We start from the raw sequence: 22,676 nt of genomic DNA on the forward strand, positions 1-22,676 counted from the left end.
CATCTAGCCATCCATCCATTCACTCACTCATTCACTCATTCACTCATTCATTCATTCATTCATTTCTTTCCTACACGAATAGAACATATCTGTGTAGTTCACATGGATGTAGGCAACGAATATCACAAATCCATGCAAATCATTCGACTCCGGCTGTGAATGGCAGGTAGGTGCTATAATGGGGTCATTAATTGTAGGGGAGCGAGCACTAAGGAATGAAGAAGCCAAATTGGAAAAGTTGGTTGCCACAGCGGCTTAGATACCGCCTGTTCGGTGCGTTTGTGGTGTTGATTCTCTTGCCGTTCAGTGCATTGAATGTCTACAATTATCAGCAAATTGAATCGCTGGTCGAGCAGAAAATCAGTGAGCAGAGTCATGAGCAGCTAGTCCAGATGTACAGCTCTCTGGAGGACCAGATGAGCATTGCCTTCAAAACGCTCATTTTTCTGGAACAGGATTCTGCGGTAAGAAGTGTGCTAACCTCCCCGAACAGTCGCACGCCGCTTGAGAACAAGTCGTTGGTGGAAGAAAAGTTCAAAATGATCAACAACAGTTTTTTTCTATATAATCCTTCGGTGTACTTTACCTTGCTGGATTTTTATGATAGCGTTTACACTTCGTATTTGCCCAAAAAAGCACTGACTTATGGCCCCTATCTGGAGCAATTCCGCGAACGTCTGGGGGAAATAACCATTCCAAAAGGCGGTGCGGATTCACACTCGCTTCAACCGGAAGAACTCTTCTATCGCTGGGATGCACGGGATTCCAACCCTGTGCTTAGAGAGTTATCCTCCAGCCCATATCTGTTGTCACTGTATGCTTACATGAAAGATAGCGGCGGCAAGCGATACGGGCTGGCACGAATTAGTATCGATTATTCCTACTGGTTCCAGACCATGCTGAAGGATTCACAGAGTAACCAGGAGTATTACCTTATCACAGGTAGTGGAGAGACCATAGCCAGTTCATCCAAAACAGCGGCGCTTTCCCCGGAAGTTACGCGTGAAATAGCTCTTCATCCGGCACAGGCTTATCTGACCGATCCAGCCTCGGATACGCTGATTAACTACGTGTACATCGAATCACTGGATTGGTATATGGTAAATCGTATTCCCCTTTCCATCCTGTTTACAGAGATATCCGAGCTTAAACAGCGTTACTTTCTGACCTTTTTTGGTTTCACAGGAGCATTTGTAGTGATGGCTTTTATGATCTCGGCAACGTTCACGCGCCCTCTGTCACACTTACAGAATAAGATGAAGGAGGTTGTTCGCAAAAACCTCAAGATTCGTATTCCCGAAGGCCGCAGCCGTGGGGAAGTACTGGAACTGACACGCACGTTTAATACGATGCTGGATGACGCCAATCAGATGATCAACCGACTCAAGGCGGAGGAACGCCAGAAGGAAGCGGTACATTTTCATATGCTCCTGGCCCAGATGAATCCGCACTTTCTCCTGAATACATTGAATACAATGAAATGGAGTGCGATACGCAGCGGGAATGAGGAGATCTCCGAGATGTGTGTTTCCTTGGGCAAATTACTGGAGGTCAGCCTGAATTCACAGGTCGAATTGGTATACCTGAAGGATGAGATCGAGTTGGTTCAAGCCTACCTTCATATTCAGCGGATTCGTTACCGCGATAGCTTTGAGGTGACTTGTGAATTTGACGATAAACTGGAATATGCGTTGGTGCCCAAACTGAGCTTGCAGCCACTGGTGGAGAATGCCATTCATCACGGTGTCGGGCCACTGGAGCAACTTGGTCAGATTTGCATTGGAATTTATAAGCAAGACACAGGAATGCTGATGCTGGAGGTGGCAGACAACGGAATTGGAATGGAGGAATCCCGGCGTTTGCAGATGACCCGCACACGTCCGGGGATCGGCCTGTCTAACCTTAAGGAACGATTGCGATTATTGTTCAAAGGCCAAAGTGAACTTGAAGTGATTGATACCAAGCCGGGGACATTAGTGAGGTTCAGCATTCCTTTTTTATTGTCGACGCCTTATGTACAGAAGCGGTCTGACTAGACGACTGGAGAGGGGAATCTGGCATGTGGAAAGTATTACTTGTAGAGGATGAGGTATTTGTACGAGAGTCGGTGAGAGAGATTATTTCCTGGGAAGAGCTGGGCTTCACGGTCATCGGAGAATCCGGTAACGGGACCGAAGCGCTGGCGATGATTATAAAGGATACACCCGATCTGGTGCTGACCGATATTGTCATGCCAGGTATGGATGGTCTGGAATTACTCAAACAGACCCGTCAGGCCGGGTTAAAAACCAAGTTTGTCATGCTCACTTGTATGGGGGAGTTCGAATATGTACGCCGGGCAATGGAATACGGGGCTTCCAATTATATTTTGAAACTGTCCATGAGTGTGAATTCACTGCGTGATACACTCCGTAAAGTAAGTGCGGAACTGGGAGCTTCAACTGAAGCCCGGACAGAGACAGATCATCATGAAGTGCCACCTTCCACACCGGTTCTCACATCAACGGCTGCTTTGCCTAATTCTCTTACGGTCTCTTCTGCGACTCCGTCTGATACGGATCTTCCATTTATACCTGTTCGTGAGCCGGTTGTGAAGCATCCGGAGATTAGCAAAATAATTGAGTACATCGGACATCATTACGACCAGGACATTACCGTCAAATCCATGTCACGATATGTGATGATGGGCGAGAATTATGTGAGTGCTCTGTTTAAAAAGAAAACCGGCCATACTCTGATTCACTATTTGCATGGGGTACGGATGGAGAAAGCGGCTGAATACTTGCGCGAGACGGACCTTCCTGTACAGGAGATTGGTTACCGGGTAGGGTTCGGAAGTGATAATTATTTCATTAAAATATTCAAGCGTTGGACCGGTTGCACGCCCAGCCAGTATCGCCATCGTTCGTGACTCACAGGATGAGTAGAAGGAATATGTGTACCGAGTGCTCAGGCAAGCACAAGTAAATCCGTATTTTTGTTCAATCCGAATCATGGATATGTATCTTATGAACCCAGCAAGGTCCCTGCTACGATGTAACGGAAGGTACACTTCAATTCAGGGAGGTCATGTGACCAGATGAGAATCAAAAAAGGATTAACGGGATTAATCGTAGGTGCGCTGATGCTGGGCTTGCTTGCCGGCTGTGTTGGTAAAAATGAGACGAACGGTGGGGACAACGGAGGTGGAGCGGCCGCGGGAAAAGTGAAACTCACCATGTGGGGCGCGGTGCCGCCCGAGAATGGTCCGAAGGAAGTCGTGGATACCTGGAATGCGGAGCATCCTGATATTCAGGTGGAATATGTGCGGTTTGTGAATGATGATGATGGCAACCTGAAGCTGGATACGGCGCTGTCCACCGGGCAGAACGTTGACTTATATGTCAATTACACTCTCACGAACCTCGATAAACGCATCAAAGGCGGGACAGCACTGGACCTGGGAGAGTTCACCGATTACAACATTGATGAGAAAATGGGTGAAGATGCGGCTTCCTGGAAAGTGGACGGCAAATATTACGGGATGCCAACCAAGAAAAATGCTGCCTTCTTCGCTTTAAATATGAAAGCGCTTGATCAAGCGGGGCTGAGCGTACCAACAGCCTGGACTTGGGATGAAGCCCGTGAATATGCACTCAAACTGAAGACCGCTGGCTTCAAGTACGGATTGGTGCAGCATACCGCTTCCTATGTAGACCCGCTCGATTCCGTTCTGGTGAAGAACGGCTATGTTAAGGCGGACGGTACTTCCAACCTCGATGATCCACTCGTTACCAAATGGCTGGAGACGTTGAACGGAATGATGAAGGAAGATGCAACTACGCCACCACTTGGTGAGCAGCTGACTTCCAAAATGCCGGTGGAGAACATGTTCCTTGCCGGTGAGTCTGCCATGATTAATATCGGCGAATGGCTGATCCGCACATCAAACAATATGACTGAGTTCCCGCGGGATTGGAAAATCGCCTTTGCCCCTGTACCGAGACTGGTTGCAGAGGAAGCGGATATGGTGAAGAGCGGGGGACTTGGTGACTTTATCGCGATCAATTCCAAGTCGAAAAACAAAGAAGCCGCATGGGAGTTCCTGAAATGGTACGCCGATGGGGGAATGATGCCGATGGCTGCGGGTGGACGTTTGCCTTCCTCGAATGCGGTTGATCAACAGACTGCCATTGATCATCTTCTGGGCGATTATGCCGATTCTTATGACAAAGAGTCACTGGAATTTGTGTTGTATGGTGACGACACAACTACGTTTGTCCGCAGCATTGCACAAGAGGTGGTCGATCTGCGTGCACAGGAGTATGAAAAGTTCTTCCTTGGTAACCAGACTGCCGAAGTTACGGTTCAGAACATGGTTAAACGCCATAATGATTGGCTGAAGCAGAATCAATAAAATGCAAAAGCAATGAGTCCAAAGACCGTCCCCAATGGGACGGTTTTTTCTATATAAGCAATAGAACAATAGAGCATTAGATGTATGGCATTAGCTAGGGCTTTCCGGGCTAAAGGAAATAGAACAATTCCATGTTGTTTCCCTCCCGAAAGGCACTGCCGAAATACATATATCTGTGATATCAGGTACAGGGTTATGTTCCTTAAATGTTAGAGGACATCTTGTTATGCTTAATTCCAGAACAGATGTTAAGGAGTGGGGAGCATATGCATAAATCCTGGATGAAACGGCAGAGCAGGCTCGGGTATCTGTTTATTGGGCCCAATATGCTTGGCGTGCTGTTGTTTTTTATTATACCGGCTGTCTATTCGTTTTATCTCATGTTCACTGATTACAAATTCATGAGCCCGGAGACGAATTTCGTCGGGCTGGACAATATCCGCCGGATGTTGAATGATGATCTGTTTGGGGTGGCCCTGCGAAATACATTTGTATTTCTGTTAGCGGTTCCAGTATCGATGGGTTTGGCATTTATCGTGGCGGTGGCGCTGAACAAGTCGGTGTATTGGCAAAAAACTCTGCGTGCTCTCTATTTCATGCCCTACATCACCAGCGGTGTTGCCATCGCCTTTGTCTGGATGCTGCTGTTCCAGCCAACATCGGGGCCCATTAATGGCTTCTTGCGGGGAATCGGTATTACGAACCCACCCGGCTGGTTATCAACAACCGAATGGTCCATGTATGCGATTGATATCATCTGGATCTGGTTCATGTTGGGTTACAACATGATTATTTATCTGGCCGCTTTGCAGGAAATTCCGGAGGAATTGGTTGAGGCTGCACGGATAGATGGAGCCCGCCCCTGGCAGACGATACGCCAAGTGATCTGGCCGCTTGTGAGCCCAACGACCTTTTTACTGCTGATCACAGGGCTGATTATGACCATCAAAAACTTTGGTATCATTCAAGCGATTACCCAGGGTGGGCCGGGAAACAGTACAACCGTGCTGTCGCTGTTTATCTACCAGAATGCCTTCCGCTACTACGAGATGGGATACGCTGCTGCCATTAGCTGGGCACTCTTTGCCATCATTATGATCTTCACTGTATTGCAGTGGCTTGGTCAGAAACGTTGGGTTCACTACTAGGAGAGGAGGGATCGTTATGGAGAAACAAATTGTCACGAATGCGAAGCCCACAGCTCCACATTCACCTAAAGTTAAAGTCCGCATGGAGTCCTTGACGCAAATTCGGAGAATCATATTGACACTTCTGATGTCCGGGTTTGCCCTGCTGATGATTATGCCGTTTATCTGGATGATCAGCACGTCGTTCAAATCTCCCGCGGACGTATTCACCTATCCCATCCAGTGGATACCCTCCAGCCTGAACTGGGAGCATCATATTAAGGTCTGGAGTGGGGCGGATACCTTTGCGACGTATTATCTGAACTCGTTGAAAATATCGCTAATTAGCACGGTCGGAGCTGTTTTTCTCTCAGCTTTTGCAGCCTATGGCTTTGCACGGATTCAATTCAAAGGTCGGGAGACACTGTTCCTGATCTATCTCTCGATGATGATGGTGCCACCGCAGGTGCTCTTTGTACCAAAGTTTCTGATGTTTGAGTGGGTTGGCATATATAATACGCATTGGGCCTTAATCCTGCCTGGAATGTTCACGATTTTTGGGGTGTTTATGTTGCGGCAATTCTTCCTGTCCGTGCCTTCAGAAATCTCGGAAGCTGCGTTCATCGACGGTGCTGGACACTTGCGTATATTCTTCAGGCTGATTCTGCCCTTGGCGAAACCTGCGCTGGCTACGCTGGCGATCATCGATTTCTCCTGGCACTGGAATGATTATGAGAATGCGCTCGTGTTCCTGATCGACAAAGACCTGTATACCGTGCCACTCGGACTGCAGAACTTTATTCTGGAGAACAATGTGGATTACAACGGCATGATGGCCGCTGCCACGGCAGGTATTATTCCGATGATCATCGTTTTTCTGGTGGGACAGCATTATATTATCCAGGGCGTGGCCGGAAGTGCCGTGAAGGGTTGAAGCTGCGATCTTACAATCCCATAATATAACCCTTTTGCTGAACGAAGAGATTTTCGCGGCAGAAGGGTTTTCTGTTGAAAGGGAGAATTAATCCATGATCTGAGTTTATCAATTGGAGGAGATTCTCATGGAAATGAAAGTGATCACATTGCCCGCTTTTTGCGTTGTAGGATATTCAATCGTAGCTACGTTAGAAGAGTTCGAATCGGGTCTGGGCAAGAGCCGCTATCATAAGCTTGTTGAGAGAAAAGATGAATTTCAACATCGAAAAAATGACAACGTCATGTTGATGCAGATTTACCCGGTGAACGAGGATTTCAACGCAAAGACAGATAAGTTTACACATCTAATAGGATATGAAGTAATTAGTTCGGAGAATGTTCCTTCAGAGATGATAAGTCATGAGATCCCTGACAGTCAGTATGTGACGTGCACGCATCGAGGGATTGAGTCAGAGATTGGTGATACATATGATTATATATATGGACAGTGGTTTGGTGAGACGGGACATGAACCCAAAGATTATGATTTTGAAATTTGGGATGAGCGTTATCAACCGGAAAGTCCCAATAATGAGATTGATATATATGTAGCTTTGCAATCGTAAATCTCGGCAATCTTTCCGCAATACAATAGTTCAAACTTCGTATATAATTAACAATGACATATGATGCTGTATGACTACATAATTATCGCGAGGTGCACTAGACTTATGCCAACCATCTACGACTTTACCGTAACCAGAACCAGTGGAGAGCGTTTCCCGCTCTATCAATATGAAGGAAAACCTGTGCTCATCGTAAACACGGCAAGTAAATGTAAATATACGCACCAGTTTGATGACATGCAGAAGCTGTATGACCAGTACAAGGATCAAGGGCTTCAGATTATTGGTTTCCCTTGCAACCAGTTTGCGGAGCAGGAGCCTGGAAGCAGTTCGGAAGCGGAATCGTTCTGCCAGATTAACTATGGTGTGAAATTTCCGATGTTCTCCAAACTGGATGTGAATGGAGAAGCGGCACACCCGCTCTACGACTTTTTGAAAAGATCAGGGCCTTTTGCTGGCTTTGATGAAACAGATATACAGGCCAAATTATTGAAATTAATGGTGGCTGAGAAGGCACCAGAATGGTTACACGGCGATGCAATCAAATGGAATTTCACGAAATTCCTGATTGATGCAGAGGGGCGTGTGGTCAGACGCTTCGAACCTATCGACTCCATCGACGAGATTCAAGAGAGTATTAAACAGCTTCTATAATTTCACTTTCATATATCCTACAGGGGCATGACACAAATCGTTTCCCTCTTCCGAACAGGAGGTGCATGAATGTGCCGAGCATGATGCAATTTAGTGCTTCACTGGAGTACAGTTACCGATCCACCAGCACGTTTAACCCAGGCAAGTCAGATGGATTCCATTCCCATCCACATTATGAGATTTATTATTTTCATGATGGAGAATGTACCTATATCATAGGAGACCGGGTATATAACCTTGAGCCGGGTGATCTGGTGTTGATGCATGGCTTGACTCTTCATCGACCACATCCGAAACCAGGCAGTGCTTATGAGCGAAGCACACTGCATTTTGATCCGTCTGCCATTCGCAGCAGCTTGCATCCGGACCGTATGGCTGAGGTCCTGAGACCATTTGAAGAACTCAGAAATTGCCGGGTTAATCTGAAGGGAGATAGCCGCTCTGAATTCGAAGCGCTATTGCATGATCTTCATCGTCTGTCTCAAAGTCAGAGCAATTTCAGGCAAGAGCGAATGAATGTCAGACTGTGTGATCTGTTGTATTTTGTAGCAGAGATCTGCCAGGGTGATGTCGAAGAACAACTTCCCTCATCGGAGAGGGAGCGGCATGTGCAGCATATCATTCGTTATGTGGATACCCATTATATGAAGGACATTGGTCTGGATGATTTGGCACTGGAATTACATCTGTCCAAGCCTTATCTGGCGGGCATGTTCAAGGAAATGACAGGTTTGACGATATTCAAATACCTGTATGACCGCCGTATCAATCAGGCGAAGCTTTTGTTTCAGTTTCAGCCTGAGATCACCGTGACAGAAGCAAGTCGATTGTCCGGTTTCAAACGCCTTTCGCATTTTAGTCGGATGTTCAAACAAAGTGTGGGATGTTCGCCTGATCTGTACCGTACCCAATTGCATCGCCAATCATAGAAGCCCTCTGTAAGCTGACCAGCTTGTCTGGTTGGCTTTTTTTGTTGATTTTCATTCGAGGAATGCATATCACTGTGTTTAGAGGACACGCAGAACAGGTAAAGAAAGGTAATGAACCCAGAGGAGGCGATTATGAATGAAACAGCGCACACCGGATCAGAATAACAGCGATACCCATCAGGAACAGTCCCATGACAATCCTGAACAATATAAGACAGAGCACGAAAGTCAGCTTGACCGACATGAAGAAGAACAGACTGTAGATCCAATTCCGATGGAAGATCTGAATATGGAAGCTCAGGAAGAGAAGAATAAAGATCAGACAAAAAGCAACTCGTCTACTGAAGAGAAATACCGGGCAGATTATCGCAAAAAGACGGGAGAAGGATAATTCCAATTGCTGTTTTGGGCAAACTTGTTGAAATGTTTTCGGTGAATGTATATTTAGTGAAAATAAATTAGTTTGTTGACTAATGTACGTTACTATATTATAGTTACTATGTTGGCAATTGAAAAAAAAATTTTGGGAGGCGAATAAGAATGACAACTTTTTTTGATGCGTTGAAAAACAGAAGATCTTATTATGGAATCAGCAAGGAATCTACAATTTCAGATGCTAAAATCCAGGAAATCGTAGAAGAAGCGGTGAAATATACACCAACTTCCTTCAACTCACAAACATCCCGTGCCGTTGTATTGCTCGGTGAACAACATGATAAATTGTGGAATCACACAGAAGAAATTTTGCGTGAAGTCGTAGGCAATGAAGAAGCCTTCAAATCCACAGCAGAGAAAATGACTGGATTCCGCAGCGGATATGGTACAGTTCTCTTCTTCGAAGATAACAATGCGATCGCACAGCTTCAACAAAATTTTGCAGCTTATGCAGATAACTTCCCAATCTGGGCTAACCAATCCAACGGCATGTTGCAACTGGTAATCTGGACTGCTCTGGAACAAGAAGGTCTGGGTGCATCTTTGCAGCACTACAACCCGTTGATTGACGAGAAAGTGAAGCAAGAATGGAACATTCCTGAGAACTGGAGATTGATCGCTCAGATGCCATTTGGTAAACCAACGGCAGCACCGGGTGAGAAAGAATTCCAACCCATTGAAGAGCGCGTAAAAGTACACAAGTAAATCAATTTCATAATACCTTTAGCTGCTTCAATCAAGGCTAGATATAGATCAAAACGTTTCAATTTGTCTATATCTAGTTACATAAATTCATTTTAATGAGTTATGAAATTGATTTAAGTAAGCTTCGCATTTCCCAACATTTAACCACATACGGCCTCGCTTCAATTTGATACGATGATAGTTGATCGTAATCCAATGAAGCGAGGCTTTTTGATGTGAATAATAGATTAAAAGACATAACGAACCAACGGATATGGAAAATGGCTTTATGCGGTTTATTAACACTTGGATCGGTGGCTGGATACGGCTCTACCGTTCAGGCTGCAACCGTGCAGCAACAGTTTCAGGATACGCGTACCAGTTATGCGAAGGATGCCATTACACATCTGGTGGACAAAGGCATTGCTGCCGGTACGTCAGAGACTACATTTGAACCGAAGAAAGCCGTTACTCGTGCAGAGTTTGCGACGTTTGCGGTGAGATTGCTAGGTTTGAAGCCCGTTAAAAATAATATTAATCCCTACCAGGATATAAGCATGAATGCTTGGTATTACGGCAACGTTGCCGCCATGACCAATCTTTTTATTCTGGAGGGTAAGGGTCAGGGGACGTTCCAGCCTAATGCTTCCATTACGCGCGAAGAAGCGGCCGCCCTTCTTGTTCGAATGTTGAAACAACAACCCGTAGAGACATCACTCTTATCTTCAACCTATTTTGACGCAGATGATATTTCGGACTGGGCACGCCCTTATGTGCAGACGGTATATCAGCTTGGACTGATGAAGGGAAGCGGAGGCGTGTTCCGACCACATGATCAGGTAACGCGCGAAGAAGCAGCCGTAATGCTCGATGCCATTTTACAAAAGAAAACATGGTCTGAGCAGTTACAACGTGGGGATGAACTTGGCGTTCAGTTGGGCTGGCAATACAACTCCACTACAGCTGAATTCAAGAAGCAAGTGGAACAATCTGAAGTGAATACGCTTGTCCCGCGCTGGTTTTTCCTGAACAGCAGTATGAAAGTAACAGATCACGCGGACCCTGCATTGATCTCTTGGGCATCCGCCACAGACAGGCAGTTATGGCCATTGCTTGGGAATCGTTCCGATTCGGCACTTACCCATCAGATGTTATCAAGCTCAGCCAACCGAGCGGCAGTGATCTCACAGGTAGCCGCTTATGTCAAAACCTATAAACTGGACGGCATTAATGTGGACTTCGAGAATGTTGATCCTGCGGATCGTGAAGGGTTGACGGCATTTGTGACCTCTTTGACGGCTACGTTGCACGCACTTGGTGCTGTGGTGTCCGTGGACGTTTCGCCAGACCTGGGTACTGATTGGACGGATGCATTTGATTATGCCAAACTGGGCGCTGTATCGGATTATATGGTGCTGATGGGATACGAGGAACACTGGAACGGTGATCCGAAAGCAGGATCAGTGGCGTCTCTTCCATGGGTGGAAAAGGCTTTGGATACCATGCTCTCCGAGGTCGTACGTGCCAAAACAATTTTGGCCCTTCCATTGTATACACGAGACTGGTCTTCCGTGAATCCGGCAACCAGCTCTTGGGACATTACACTGTCAGAACAGGGAACGCGTGCGCATACCACGGGATCTGTAAGACGGTGGGATGCAAGTCTGGTTCAATATATTATTGGGTACAACAGTAATGGTAAGCCAAGATATATATGGGCAGAGGATAGTCGTTCGTTATCAGCCAAAGTGTTAATGAGTGAGCAACGGCAAATCGCTGGACTGGCTTATTGGTATATGGGCGGCGAAACAGCCGATGTATGGAACGCCATTTCGAATGCTTCGCGATTTGAATCGTATAACTTCTAAATATTCATGAATCTGATAGACTCAAGCGGACCGGGATACAGCCGGATGGTTTGGGTCTGTTTGTTTTGGTATAAGATAAGCAATATGAGGAATCGTTTAAGCTTGGCTGAACGGTTTAATGTATATAAGGACAAAATATAGATATATTGAACTAAACATTTACACAAAACGGAGAGGACAGAAAGAGCCTGAAGAAGCGAAGCGTTCGCCTTTATCCCCGGATTTACCCTTTGTAAAAGGTATTAAAAAAATCTGGGGATAACAGCGATCGGAAGGTTGTTCTGTCATCGGAGTGACCAGTGTAAATATTTGTTAGTTCAATGTATATAGTTCAGGAGGAGAAGGAGCATGCGAGAGGTTGATTGCATAATTGTAGGTGGAGGGCTCGCAGGGCTTCAGGCAGCCATTCAGCTTGGACGTTATTCAGCTCATCAGGTGTTGGTAATCGACGCGGGAGAAGGCAGATCGACGTTGTGCCGGACTTATCATAATATCCTCGGTTTCCCCGATGGGGTATCCGGTGAAGAGCTCAGAGCCCGAGGCAGGATGCAGGCAGAGCGGACGGGTGTATCTTTTGAGAAAGACCGTATTGTTAAAGCGGGCCGTCATGGAGAGAAGATTCAATTGTTCGGTACTTCAGGCGCTGAATATAGGAGCAAAACCGTGTTATTGGCAACAGGGCTTTCAGATAGAGTGCCGGATATTCCAGGATTAACCCCTACGCTGGGCCGAACAGTCTATGTCTGCCCTGATTGCGATGGTTATGAGATTCAGGATCAACGTACGGTACTATTGGGATCTGGCGAAGCAGGTGCCAATATGGCGATGATTTTAATTCAGCGTACGAATGATCTGTTATATATCAATCATGAGCAGGCTCCCATATCTGCAGAGCTTCATCGCAGCATGAAAGAGGCGGGCGTTCGTTATCTGGAAGCGGCTGTTCAGGAAGTGCAACAGATTGAGGATGGCCATATCACCGGTGTTCTGACCGAAGATGGACAGATTTTTGAGTCGGAGCGTGGGTTTATCGCATTTGGAGGCAATCGTGTACACTATGAACTGGCGGAGCAACTGGGAGCTGTAATCGCAGATAATAAACATGTGGAAGCTGATCCGCGCAGCTTGCAGGCAGCGAATAATGTATGGATAGCCGGGGATTTAGGACTGCACGCAGAACAAGCAACCGTTGCAATGGGTGAAGGTTCCATTGCCGCGATCTGGATTCATAAAGCGTTACAGCAGATGACAAAGGATTCACGTTGAATTTCACCTCCAGCTATGAGGTTGATTATTCCATTATTCATTACCAAAAAGTCCTCCCAAGCCATACATGTGGCAGGAGGACTTTTTGAGCTGTCTTTTGTTAGGAAGAAAAAGATTACGCTTATTTGTCTGATGAATCCTTTGACTTGGAAGAGGACGTCTTGTCCTTCGATTCATGGGAGAAATCTTTGCGAATGTTGTCCACGATATCACCAACCACGCCTTCGATCATATCGGTTGGTCCGGGGTTATTTTTGTCTGGATGGATAACGGTATTCACTCCTGGTTCAAGTTCATCGTTTGTCTTCTCATGTTTGGTTTTATCACGCATGGGAAATCCCTCCTGGTTCGATATTGTATAAGGTGTTCATTAACATATCCAAACACCGTTACGTATATGTAAACGATTAACCGCTGTAGTTCTTTTGAAACGCGTACTTGTTCATATATAGAAGATATATACAGAATTGAACGTACTGATTAAACTTCTGCAATACGTTTATATTATAGATAACCAATGAGTATTAAGTTTAAAGCTTAAAACCAATAAACAACTATTATACAGGAGGTTATTCAGATGAATGAACAAAATCATGTAATCCATAAAGATGGCCAAGTTTCAACTGACAAGGTGGACAATGCAATCGAGAAGATTGCGCCGGAAGAAAGAGAACAGATTTTACAGAACTTTGATGCGTTCAAAGAATACCTGGGTAAGCGAATTGCCATGGGAGAATCGATTGGACTAAGTGAGGAGCAGATGGCTAAAATTGCCGAGAAAGTAGCGGATCATCTGGCAGCTCGGGAGGAACCCCGTAATCGTGAAGAAAAACTGCTGCAGGAGCTGTGGAATGTCGGCAAGGAAGAGGAACGTCACATGCTGGCTCACATGCTCGTTCGATTGGCACAAAGTTCCACACCCAATCATTAAGATTAGTAAGTTAATAACCCCTGAATGGCGATGCCTTCAGGGGTTATTGCCGTTTACGGAGACTACAGACAGGAGTGATGACGCACATTGTAACTATTTTTAATCTGGCTGATACTTTTATAATCCCTGTTCCAAGTATGATAGGAAAAGAAAGAACGTTGGAATCGATAGTTCACATGAGCGTTTGAGAATCAAGACTTCCGGTTAAGGAATAGTAACGTTCATATTAAGGAGAGATGTTACCTATGAAGAACGCGACAAAACAATGGAAACTAGGAATGATCGGTGCAGTTGTTGCTTTACTTGGTATGATTGTGCTGACTACATATTTACTTACCCCTGCGAATGCTCAAAGTAGTACGGACGCTCAACAACCTTCTGCGAAAGAAGCTCAAGTTGCAAACTCCGAGATGTTTACAGCCTATGTTGAAGGTATGCATATAGAAGACGGCAAATTGTTTATGACAGTGGACAAGATTGGCTGGTATCAGGGTGAAGAAGCCGATGCGATTTTTGCACAGCGCAATCCGGAAGCTGGTATAGACGGTGCTCCAGATGGTTACTATATTGTCAACGATAGCAAAGAGCAGGAACAAGTTGAGGTTAGTGCCAATGCTGAAGTGTTGATGCAGTTGTATGATCGGGATGGTACGATGCAGGGCGCAGACATTCAGTGGAATGAACCTGTGACATTATCCAAGTTCGAATCATTGTATGAGAATACCCGTATTCTTGATCTGTCCGTATTCCCGTATCATCTGACGGTGCAGGACGGAAAAGTTACTAAAATTGTGCAACAATACATCCCATAAAATAAGATGAAATTCATCATTCAAGCATTCCTCCTGTTCATTGAACGGTGAGGGATGCTTTTTGGTTATGACAAATTCATGAAAGCGATTGTAATTAATGGTAGGTACATGTATCATTATTGGAATGGCGTTTTTACATAGTTCAGGAGGAGCCTCATGCTTAAAGACATGATTGCATTAACTAAGCCCGGACTTCTAAGGTTAAATGTGTTTGCGGTGGCGGTAGGATTCTGGGTAGCTTCAAAATGGGATATCAACTGGTTATCTCTGCTCATGGTCGTGATTGGATCAACCTTGGTTATTGCTTCAGCTTGTGTAATCAACAATTATTGGGATCGTGAATTGGACCAAAAGATGGAGCGCACCAAAAAAAGGATGGATTACATCAACCATCTGAAGCCAGGGTTTGTACTTGGCTATGGCATTATCCTTGGTGTTGTGGGACTAGCAGTACTGTATCTCCTGGTGAATCCGTTATCAGGCTGGATGGCACTGCTTGGGTGGTTCGCTTACATCGTGATTTACACGATGTGGTTGAAACGCAGTTCGACGTGGAGCACGTCGCTGGGTGGAATTGCCGGAGCGATGCCGCCTGTCATCGGTTATACGTCTGTAACCAATGAGATTGATGCCGGAGCCTGGTTGCTGTTCGCGCTTTTGTTCCTCTGGCAACCACCACATTTCTGGTCATTGGGTATTCGCCGGGTAGAGGAGTATCGTGCTGCGGGCTTCCCGTTATTGCCAGTGGTTAAAGGGGTGAAACGCACCAAGTTTCAGATGATTCCTTATGTTTTTCTGCTGCTTCCTGCTGTATTTCTGTTGTATTATTACGACTACGTTGGTCTGGTATTTCTGATTGTATCTCTGGTCGGTGGACTGATCTGGTTCGTGCATACACTTAGCGGACTGAAGACTCAGGATGATGAGAAATGGGCAAAAGTGAACTTTCTGATCTCGGTGAACTATCTCATGCTTGTATTTATTGTCATGGTAGCGAATACGACATGGTCTTAATTAAGTGATGAACAGATCATTTTCAGAGAGATTTCAGCTTAAGCTAGCTGGCTGCATCGAATGAAAAAGCACACGATGGAATAGCGTTTGGACAACCTTGAGTTGTTACAACATATTCTCCAGTGTGCTTTTTTGGTATAATAAAACAATTGAATCATATATGTGGAAATTATAATGCAAGATGGGAAGTGACATCATGAGTGATTTGGAACAGGTCGTACGATGGAGACAAGAAGGAAAGGTGCAGGAAGCGATTGAACTTTTGCAAGAGATTACAGTCCAGGAACCCGAGAATGCGAATGTTTGGTATCAGCTGGCTTGGGCACATGATTCGCTTGGATTGGAGCGGGAGGCTGTCCCGCATTATGAGAAGGCACTGAGTCTTGGACTTTCTGGCGAGGACAGAGCAGGTGCAATACTTGGACTAGGCAGTACATATCGAACGCTTGGACAGTATGAGCAGGCAAAGGCTTGGTTTGAAACGGGCATGAAAGAATTCCCGGCGTACCGGGAATTTGAAGTTTTCTATGCCATGGTGCTCTATAATCTGGGTGAACATGCAGAAGCGATGCAAAGACTGCTCGTACAACTTGCGGATACATCAAGTGACAAGAGAATCAATGACTATAACAGAGCAATCCGTTACTACGCAGATCAGCTCGATCGGGTGTGGGAATAGACCGATTATGCAGAAAAGGGGAGATGGATAATGAACTCCAATCAAGATCTGAAACAGGTAAATGAAAGGTTAGATCAAATTGAGCAGAAGCTGGATAGCCTGGGACGCAACCAGCAGAACAAACGCTCACCTGGCAAGCGCTTCCTGATCGGTTTGGGTATCACAATTGCTGTTATATTTGTACTGCTGCTGACTCTTGGTGTTATCCAATTTGTGAGTACCGGATAGGAGGAATGGATCATACCAACAAAGGTAGTGATTCTCCGAATTTACTTACATAGCCTGGCTGAGCCACTGTTGCACCTCTTCAATGAAACGCCGCGTAGCTGGCGATAGATTAACCAAAGACGGGCAGGCCATGCCAATCGTGCGATAAGGATCTCCAGTGAGTGGCACGAGCGCGAGCGAATCAGTATGATTTTGAAGTACCATTTCCGGCAACAAGCTGATACCCAGACCATTACGGACCATCGCCATGATGGCTTGATCTTCTGCGACTTCATAGACGACATTGAGCTTGGCTGCATGCTGCCGGATCAGCCGTTCAATCTCGTTGTCTCCGCCCCATTTGGGCAGAATAAAGGGTTGCTCCAGCAGAATATCAAACGAAACAGATTCCTCTGAGGCAAGAGGATGGTCCAGAGGCAGGATGCACATCATCCTGTCTTTTTGCAATGGGATCGTCTCAAAAGGTGATGAATCGCCGAGGGACAGAAATCCGAGATCGATGGCACCTCCAGCCAGCCAGCCCTCGATCTCAGCATAATCGCCCTCCCACAGCTTGATCTCAATTCCTGGATGACGCAGGCGAAATTGTTTCAGGATGCCTGGCAACCATTGTGTGGAGACACTGGCGAAGGTGCCAATACGCACCGTACCAATCTCCGCGCCGCGAATGAGGGAGATTTCCTGGTTCATCAGTTCCGTCCAGCGCAGAATCTCACGTGTGTATCCTAGAATACGTTCGCCTTCAGCGGTAACCCGCACCCCGGAGCGGCCGCGATGGAGCAGTGAAAAACCACATTCTGTCTCCAGACTGGCGATGGCATGGCTGACGGCGGATTGGGTGATGTTTAATGCTTCTGCTGCTTTGGTGAGACTGCCATATTCCAAAACGGTATTCAATATTTCGTATTTGATCAGTGACATGAACGGTTCCGTTCCTTCCCTCATTTAATGTATGAGTTTATTTCATATAATACATTATAAATATTCATTTTAATAATGCAAAGAGATCGTTTATACTTGCCAAGGCGAGTTAGTTTGACGCACGATCACACAGCTCAGAATACATAGAATGAAGGTTGAAGCAAGATGAATGGTGTACATGTTAATCAAGGTCAGGCAACAAGAAGAGCGGACATACAGATGCTGCTCGCAACGGTTATATGGGGATCATCCTACCTGTTTATGAAATCGGGCCTGGAGTCCATGCAAGAATTGAATCTGGTCGCATTTCGTTTTGGAATTGCCTTTATTGCGGCAGGACTTCTTTTTCATCGGCGGTTGTTTAACATGGATCGCAGAACACTTGTGGCAGGAGCTATTATGGGGACAGCTTTATTCGCTGCATTTGTATTCATCACCTATGGTGTGCAACGAACAACGACATCCCAAGCGGGATTCCTAATAAGTTTGGCGGTTATTTTTGTACCGATCCTGACGACCATCCAGCATCGTCGTATGCCGGACAAAAGATTGACGCTCAGTATCCTGGTTGCAGTTACCGGGCTTGGCTTGCTGACGCTTCAGCATCAGCTTAGTCTGCACACGGGGGATATTCTCTGCATACTAGCAGCACTTGTGTATGCCATCTATATAATGATTGCTGGCAAGTTCACACCGAAGCATGATCCATTAACATTGGGGACAGTTCAATTAGGTGTTGCAGCGATGTGGGGAATTGCAGCTACATTTATGCTGGAAACGCCACGTATGCCCGCTACGGCTGAATCCTGGGCAGCGATTCTCGGCTTAGGTGTTTTGTGTAGCGGCTTGGGGTATATTCTGCAGACACTCGCGCAACGTCATGCCTCTCCTACAAGAACAAGTCTGATTTTTTCACTCGAACCACTGTTTGCAGCAGCATTTGCATTTACCTTTCAAGGGGAATCGCTAACGTTGCAAGGATATGCAGGAGCAGCTTTGATGTTGGTCGGTGTTCTGATCACAGAGATCAAACTTCCACAGCCTATCTTCTGGCGCAGAAAACGCCCGGTTTTACAGTCGGAACTTGGGGATCAGGGAGCACCAGGCGTATAATTGGCGGACAAAGGGTCCTTTCGTCATCTTCTATGGAAGGTGGGGAGAGGGCCTTTTTTGGTTATGTCATACACCTTGTGTAACAGATAAACAACTACCTAACAAAAACAGAATAACATAACCTTGTTTTGTTGAATTTTGTTTTTTATGCTACACTGAATGGAAAATTAGGAAAAACGGGTGAGTAGGATGGCCAAAAGAGTAACGATGCAGCAAATTGCGGATGCTGCGGGGGTGTCCAAATTCGCAGTCTCCCGTGCGCTGACAGGCAAGCCTGGTGTGAGTGAGCATACACGCGAGATGATTGTCAGAACGGCGGGGCAGCTTGGGTATTTCAGAACTGAGCCTAAGCGTTATCCGGGGGAGACACAGATATCAGCGGAGATGAAGCCAGAAGTGGAGCGACAAGGTACGATATTAATTTTGTTTCCCAACATTCGTTCTCAGAATCGAGCTTCCTTATACTGGGGGCCTGTGTTTGATGGCATTTCTGAGAGGTTGAATGAGAAGGGGATGGATATTTTAACGCTGACAGAACCCTCTTCAGATCGGATGTTCTCGGTCCTTAATCCCGGAGCAATCAGCGGAGTTATTACCGTGGGCACCATCTCGACATCGGTATTGCTGGAGATTTACAGACTGCGTATTCCGCTTGTCATGGTGGACCATGAAGACCCTGCCATATACGCAGACTCGGTTTTTACGGACAATATGAAATGTATGAAAGAACTGGTTCTCATGCTCATTGGAAAAGGGTATAGAAGGTTCCAGTTTGCCGGGCAACTGCCCGATGCAGCAAGTTTTAGAGAACGCTGGCTTGGATATCGTACGGTGCTGGAAGAGAAGCAGTTGGAGGGGGAACAACAAGACGGCTTGCTGGGACCAGAGTATGATCAGATCCGGAGATCCATTGCTGAAATGGAGCTGGAGGATATCCCTGAAGTTATCGTGTGTGCAAATGACCATACAGCTGTCAATGTCATTCAGGCACTCCAAAGTCGAGGCATTCAGGTGCCCGAACGTTGTGCCGTAACCGGATTTGACAATACGCAGACGGATGAACCCATTCTTGCTTCGGTACATATTAACAAAGAGAATCTGGGAACGAGAGCAGTAGACCAGCTATTATGGCGGATCAAACACCTGGATGAACCTTATGAACGCAAGCTGATCTATTCGGAATTAATTATTCGTGATGAATATAACGCCAGTATACTGTAATGGGATATGAATTTACGGGCTCATTTTAACAATGATCATACGGGTAAATGAAATCAGGTGAAAGACATGGAGAGGTTAGAGCTTCATGTCTTTTTGTTATGCAGAGATTGTTTAACAAATTAAATCACAAAACAGATTGACTATAAGAAGCATATCGTGTTAATTTTGTTTTGTAAGTTATTTGTTTTTATAATAACAAAACCTAACAAAATAGTATTTACCAACTCTAACAACAATGGAGGCTGTCATGAGCACAATACAATCACATGTTTTTCAGAATTGGACGTTCAAGGCTTGCGAAGATCAAGAGTGGATGCCGGCTCAGGTGCCCGGCTGTGTGCATACAGATTTGCTGAAGCTGGGCAAGATTCCAGATCCTTTTTATGGAACAAACGAGAAGGAAGTACAATGGATTGATAAGATAGATTGGGAATATCAGACAGAATTTGATGTTGCCGAAGCGTTGTTCGCTCAGGAACATCTGGAACTGGTGTTTGATGGTCTGGATACATATGCGGATGTGTATGTGAATGATGTGCATGTGTTATCAGCAGATAATATGTTCCGGGTATGGAAGGCGGATGTGAAGTCCGTATTAAAGGGGAACGGTAATATTCTCCGAATACGTTTTCGGTCACCGATTCAGGAAGATCTGCCTAAGCTGGAGAAGCTCGGATATGCATTACCTGCATCGAATGATCAGTCCGATGTTGGCGGACTTGGCGATAAAAGAGTAAGTATTTTTGCACGTAAAGCCCCGTATCACTATGGTTGGGACTGGGGTCCGCGTTTTGTAACCAGTGGGATCTGGCGTGAAGCACGTCTTGAAGGTTGGACACAGGTACGAATCAATGATGTGTATATCCAGCAAAATGAAGTAAGCGCTACCTCAGCTTCATTAACGGCTGTTGTGGAAGTCGAGACATCCCAAGCGGTAGATACGATTATTCGTATCGGCGCAGATGGACAGAGATGGGAAAGATCCGTATCGCTACAACCAGGAACTAAGACTGTGGAGATTCCAATCTCCATTGACGAACCGAAACTGTGGTGGAGCCGTGGGCTTGGTGATCCGCATATGTACACCTTCCTTACCGAAGTGCTTCAAGGTGAGCGAGCTGTGGCTGAATCTACAGTGAAGACTGGGCTTCGTTCCATTCGGCTGGTACGTGACAAAGATGAAGCGGGAGCATCCTTTTATTTTGAACTAAACGGTGTTGCGGTCTTTGCCAAAGGGGCCAATCACATTCCAAATGATAGCTTCATCACCGAAATTACTCGTGAACGTTATCGACATGAGATCGTATCCGCAGCCGAGTCTAATATGAATATGCTGCGCGTGTGGGGTGGCGGAATCTATGAGCAGGATGTGTTCTACGAACTATGTGATGAATATGGAATCCTGGTATGGCAAGACTTCATGTTTGCATGCAGCATGTATCCGGGAGACGAAGCGTTCCTGAGCAGTGTAAGACATGAAGCCATTGATAATGTGAAACGTCTGCGCAACCATCCAAGTATTGCACTCTGGTGTGGGAACAACGAGATTGATTCGGCGTGGGCGCACTATGTTGAGAATGGTGGCTGGGGTTGGAAAAAGGAATTTACTGCCGAGCAGCGTGAAAGCATCTGGGCCGATTACGAAGCCATCTTCCATGATCTGCTGCCAGAAGTCGTTGAAGCGTATGCTCCAGGTGTGGATTACTGGCCTTCCTCACCACTGGTATCACTGACAGGGGATGAGACGCAACATGCGCACCCATCCACAGCTGAAGGGGATATCCACTACTGGGGCGTGTGGCACAATGTAGAACCATTCGAGAACTACAACGTGCATGTGGGTCGTTTCATGAGTGAATACGGATTCCAGTCTTTTCCGGAGTACAAGTCAGTACGCACTTACGCAGAAGAAGAGGATCTGGCTCTGGAATCGGAAGTCATGCTGGCTCATCAGAAGAATGGGGCAGGCAATCGTCTGATCAAACAGTACATGGATATGTACATGCATGAATCGAAGGACTTCCCATCGTTCCTGTATATGAGCCAGGTGCTTCAGGCGGAAGCGATGAAGACAGCCATTGAAGCGCACCGTCGCCGCAAACCATTCTGCATGGGCACACTTTACTGGCAAATGAATGATTGCTGGCCGGTAGCTTCATGGGCAGGTATGGACTACCTTGGTCGCTGGAAAGCATTGCAATATTATGCGAAACGCAGCTTCAGCGATGTGTTGGTATCGGTAGATGGAACCAAAGAAGATACAACAGATATATATATCATCTCGGATCAATTACAACCTGTAAAAGGGCAGTTACAGATTCGTTTGCTCGGGTTCGATGGAACGGTGCATCGTGATGAAACACATGACGTGACCCTGGCACCTAATACAGGTGAACGAGTGCTGTCATTACGTAACGCGGAGTGGCTTGAAGGTCATGATACAGCTAACACGCTGCTGCGCCTGGATCTGAAACAGGAAGGTGCGGCGAATATCGTACAGGAACACTATTTTGTACCGTCCAAAGACCTTGCTCTGCAGCCTGCAAACATCAATGTAAGCGGGGGAGCGGATGAGAACGGCGTTCATCTGGTACTGGAAAGTGACGTGCTTGCTAAACAGGTATGGCTATCTTCGGATGTGGAGGGTGTCTTCTCGGATAACTTCTTCGACTTGATTCCTGGCATTCCGGTGAAGGTGCAGTTCACTTCCAGAGAGGGATTGCAGTCTAATGATGTGATATCAAATCCGGGACCGATCGAGGTTCGATCCATGATTGATTTTATTCGTTTGACCTAGAAGACACGGTTGGAGTCTCTCGTAAGAGAGATTTCAACCGTTTTTTTATTGAGACCTGAC

22 protein-coding genes are annotated in these 22,676 nt (G+C 46.0%); 20 read left to right on the plus strand and 2 right to left on the minus strand.

What is annotated here, in order from left to right:
- The first annotated feature begins 215 nt into the window (after positions 1-215).
- The 12 genes from V6669_RS12465 (at position 216) to V6669_RS12520 (ending at position 12,900) form a co-directional block, all read left to right on the plus strand.
- Positions 216-2,036 carry a histidine kinase gene (locus tag V6669_RS12465; protein WP_338594060.1) on the plus strand — a complete coding sequence of 607 codons (1,821 nt, stop codon included), beginning with the start codon at positions 216-218 and terminating at the stop codon, positions 2,034-2,036.
- 23 nt (positions 2,037-2,059) lie between these two features.
- On the plus strand, positions 2,060-2,911 hold the full coding sequence (locus tag V6669_RS12470; protein ID WP_338594062.1) for a helix-turn-helix domain-containing protein: 852 nt from the start codon (positions 2,060-2,062) through the stop codon (positions 2,909-2,911).
- 168 nt (positions 2,912-3,079) lie between these two features.
- Positions 3,080-4,396 (plus strand): ABC transporter substrate-binding protein, encoded by a 1,317-nt coding sequence (locus V6669_RS12475; RefSeq protein WP_338594063.1) that lies wholly within the window; start codon positions 3,080-3,082, stop codon positions 4,394-4,396.
- Positions 4,397-4,662: 266 nt separating this feature from the next.
- Complete coding sequence (locus tag V6669_RS12480) at positions 4,663-5,544, plus strand: sugar ABC transporter permease (RefSeq protein WP_338594065.1); 882 nt, start codon at positions 4,663-4,665, stop codon at positions 5,542-5,544.
- 16 nt (positions 5,545-5,560) lie between these two features.
- Positions 5,561-6,457 (plus strand): carbohydrate ABC transporter permease, encoded by an 897-nt coding sequence (locus V6669_RS12485; protein WP_338594066.1) that lies wholly within the window; start codon positions 5,561-5,563, stop codon positions 6,455-6,457.
- A 127-nt stretch (positions 6,458-6,584) separates the two neighbouring features.
- Positions 6,585-7,064 (plus strand): GyrI-like domain-containing protein, encoded by a 480-nt coding sequence (locus V6669_RS12490; RefSeq protein WP_338594067.1) that lies wholly within the window; start codon positions 6,585-6,587, stop codon positions 7,062-7,064.
- Between the two features lie 105 nt (positions 7,065-7,169).
- Positions 7,170-7,718: a glutathione peroxidase gene (locus V6669_RS12495; protein ID WP_076216217.1), complete on the plus strand. Its 549-nt coding sequence runs from the start codon at positions 7,170-7,172 to the stop codon at positions 7,716-7,718.
- 65 nt (positions 7,719-7,783) lie between these two features.
- Positions 7,784-8,647: an AraC family transcriptional regulator gene (locus tag V6669_RS12500; protein ID WP_338594071.1), complete on the plus strand. Its 864-nt coding sequence runs from the start codon at positions 7,784-7,786 to the stop codon at positions 8,645-8,647.
- A 136-nt stretch (positions 8,648-8,783) separates the two neighbouring features.
- The gene (locus V6669_RS12505; RefSeq protein WP_338594073.1) at positions 8,784-9,038 is read left to right on the plus strand and encodes a hypothetical protein; all 255 of its coding nucleotides are present in this window, start codon (positions 8,784-8,786) and stop codon (positions 9,036-9,038) included.
- 149 nt (positions 9,039-9,187) lie between these two features.
- Positions 9,188-9,787, plus strand: a complete 600-nt coding sequence (locus V6669_RS12510; protein WP_036670536.1) for a nitroreductase family protein — start codon at positions 9,188-9,190, stop codon at positions 9,785-9,787.
- A gap of 215 nt (positions 9,788-10,002) precedes the next feature.
- A complete protein-coding gene (locus tag V6669_RS12515) occupies positions 10,003-11,634 on the plus strand; it encodes an S-layer homology domain-containing protein (protein ID WP_338594075.1) in 1,632 nt (543 codons plus the stop codon).
- Between the two features lie 348 nt (positions 11,635-11,982).
- Positions 11,983-12,900 carry an NAD(P)/FAD-dependent oxidoreductase gene (locus tag V6669_RS12520; RefSeq protein ID WP_338594078.1) on the plus strand — a complete coding sequence of 306 codons (918 nt, stop codon included), beginning with the start codon at positions 11,983-11,985 and terminating at the stop codon, positions 12,898-12,900.
- 121 nt (positions 12,901-13,021) lie between these two features.
- Here the strand turns inward: V6669_RS12520 and V6669_RS12525 are convergent, their stop codons facing one another.
- Entirely contained in the window at positions 13,022-13,231 is a 210-nt protein-coding gene (locus V6669_RS12525) for a hypothetical protein (protein WP_091031540.1), read from the minus strand.
- A gap of 246 nt (positions 13,232-13,477) precedes the next feature.
- Between V6669_RS12525 and V6669_RS12530 the strand changes: the two genes are divergently transcribed.
- From V6669_RS12530 to V6669_RS12550, 5 genes are all read left to right on the plus strand, one after another.
- Positions 13,478-13,831, plus strand: coding sequence for a DUF3243 domain-containing protein (locus V6669_RS12530; RefSeq protein ID WP_338594080.1), 354 nt, complete (start codon positions 13,478-13,480; stop codon positions 13,829-13,831).
- Between the two features lie 245 nt (positions 13,832-14,076).
- A complete protein-coding gene (locus V6669_RS12535; protein ID WP_338594081.1) occupies positions 14,077-14,643 on the plus strand; it encodes a hypothetical protein in 567 nt (188 codons plus the stop codon).
- 156 nt (positions 14,644-14,799) lie between these two features.
- The gene (gene cyoE, locus V6669_RS12540) at positions 14,800-15,657 is read left to right on the plus strand and encodes a heme o synthase (RefSeq protein ID WP_338594082.1); all 858 of its coding nucleotides are present in this window, start codon (positions 14,800-14,802) and stop codon (positions 15,655-15,657) included.
- 196 nt (positions 15,658-15,853) lie between these two features.
- Positions 15,854-16,336 (plus strand): tetratricopeptide repeat protein, encoded by a 483-nt coding sequence (locus tag V6669_RS12545; protein ID WP_338594083.1) that lies wholly within the window; start codon positions 15,854-15,856, stop codon positions 16,334-16,336.
- A 30-nt stretch (positions 16,337-16,366) separates the two neighbouring features.
- Positions 16,367-16,564, plus strand: a complete 198-nt coding sequence (locus V6669_RS12550) for a hypothetical protein (protein ID WP_338594085.1) — start codon at positions 16,367-16,369, stop codon at positions 16,562-16,564.
- 45 nt (positions 16,565-16,609) lie between these two features.
- Here V6669_RS12550 and V6669_RS12555 read toward each other — a convergent pair whose 3' ends face one another.
- Positions 16,610-17,509, minus strand: coding sequence for a LysR family transcriptional regulator (locus tag V6669_RS12555; protein ID WP_338594086.1), 900 nt, complete (start codon positions 17,507-17,509; stop codon positions 16,610-16,612).
- A 141-nt stretch (positions 17,510-17,650) separates the two neighbouring features.
- Here V6669_RS12555 and V6669_RS12560 point away from each other — a divergent pair, with 141 nt between their 5' ends.
- The 3 genes from V6669_RS12560 to V6669_RS12570 all read left to right on the plus strand — a co-directional run bounded on the left by V6669_RS12560 (position 17,651) and on the right by V6669_RS12570 (position 22,616).
- Positions 17,651-18,598: a DMT family transporter gene (locus V6669_RS12560; RefSeq protein ID WP_338594087.1), complete on the plus strand. Its 948-nt coding sequence runs from the start codon at positions 17,651-17,653 to the stop codon at positions 18,596-18,598.
- A gap of 189 nt (positions 18,599-18,787) precedes the next feature.
- Positions 18,788-19,819, plus strand: coding sequence for a LacI family DNA-binding transcriptional regulator (locus tag V6669_RS12565; RefSeq protein ID WP_338594088.1), 1,032 nt, complete (start codon positions 18,788-18,790; stop codon positions 19,817-19,819).
- 247 nt (positions 19,820-20,066) lie between these two features.
- Positions 20,067-22,616 carry a glycoside hydrolase family 2 protein gene (locus tag V6669_RS12570; RefSeq protein ID WP_338594090.1) on the plus strand — a complete coding sequence of 850 codons (2,550 nt, stop codon included), beginning with the start codon at positions 20,067-20,069 and terminating at the stop codon, positions 22,614-22,616.
- Positions 22,617-22,676 lie beyond the last annotated feature (60 nt).

The organism is Paenibacillus sp. Y5S-9, from assembly GCF_036894235.1.
Lineage (GTDB): Bacteria > Bacillota > Bacilli > Paenibacillales > Paenibacillaceae > Paenibacillus.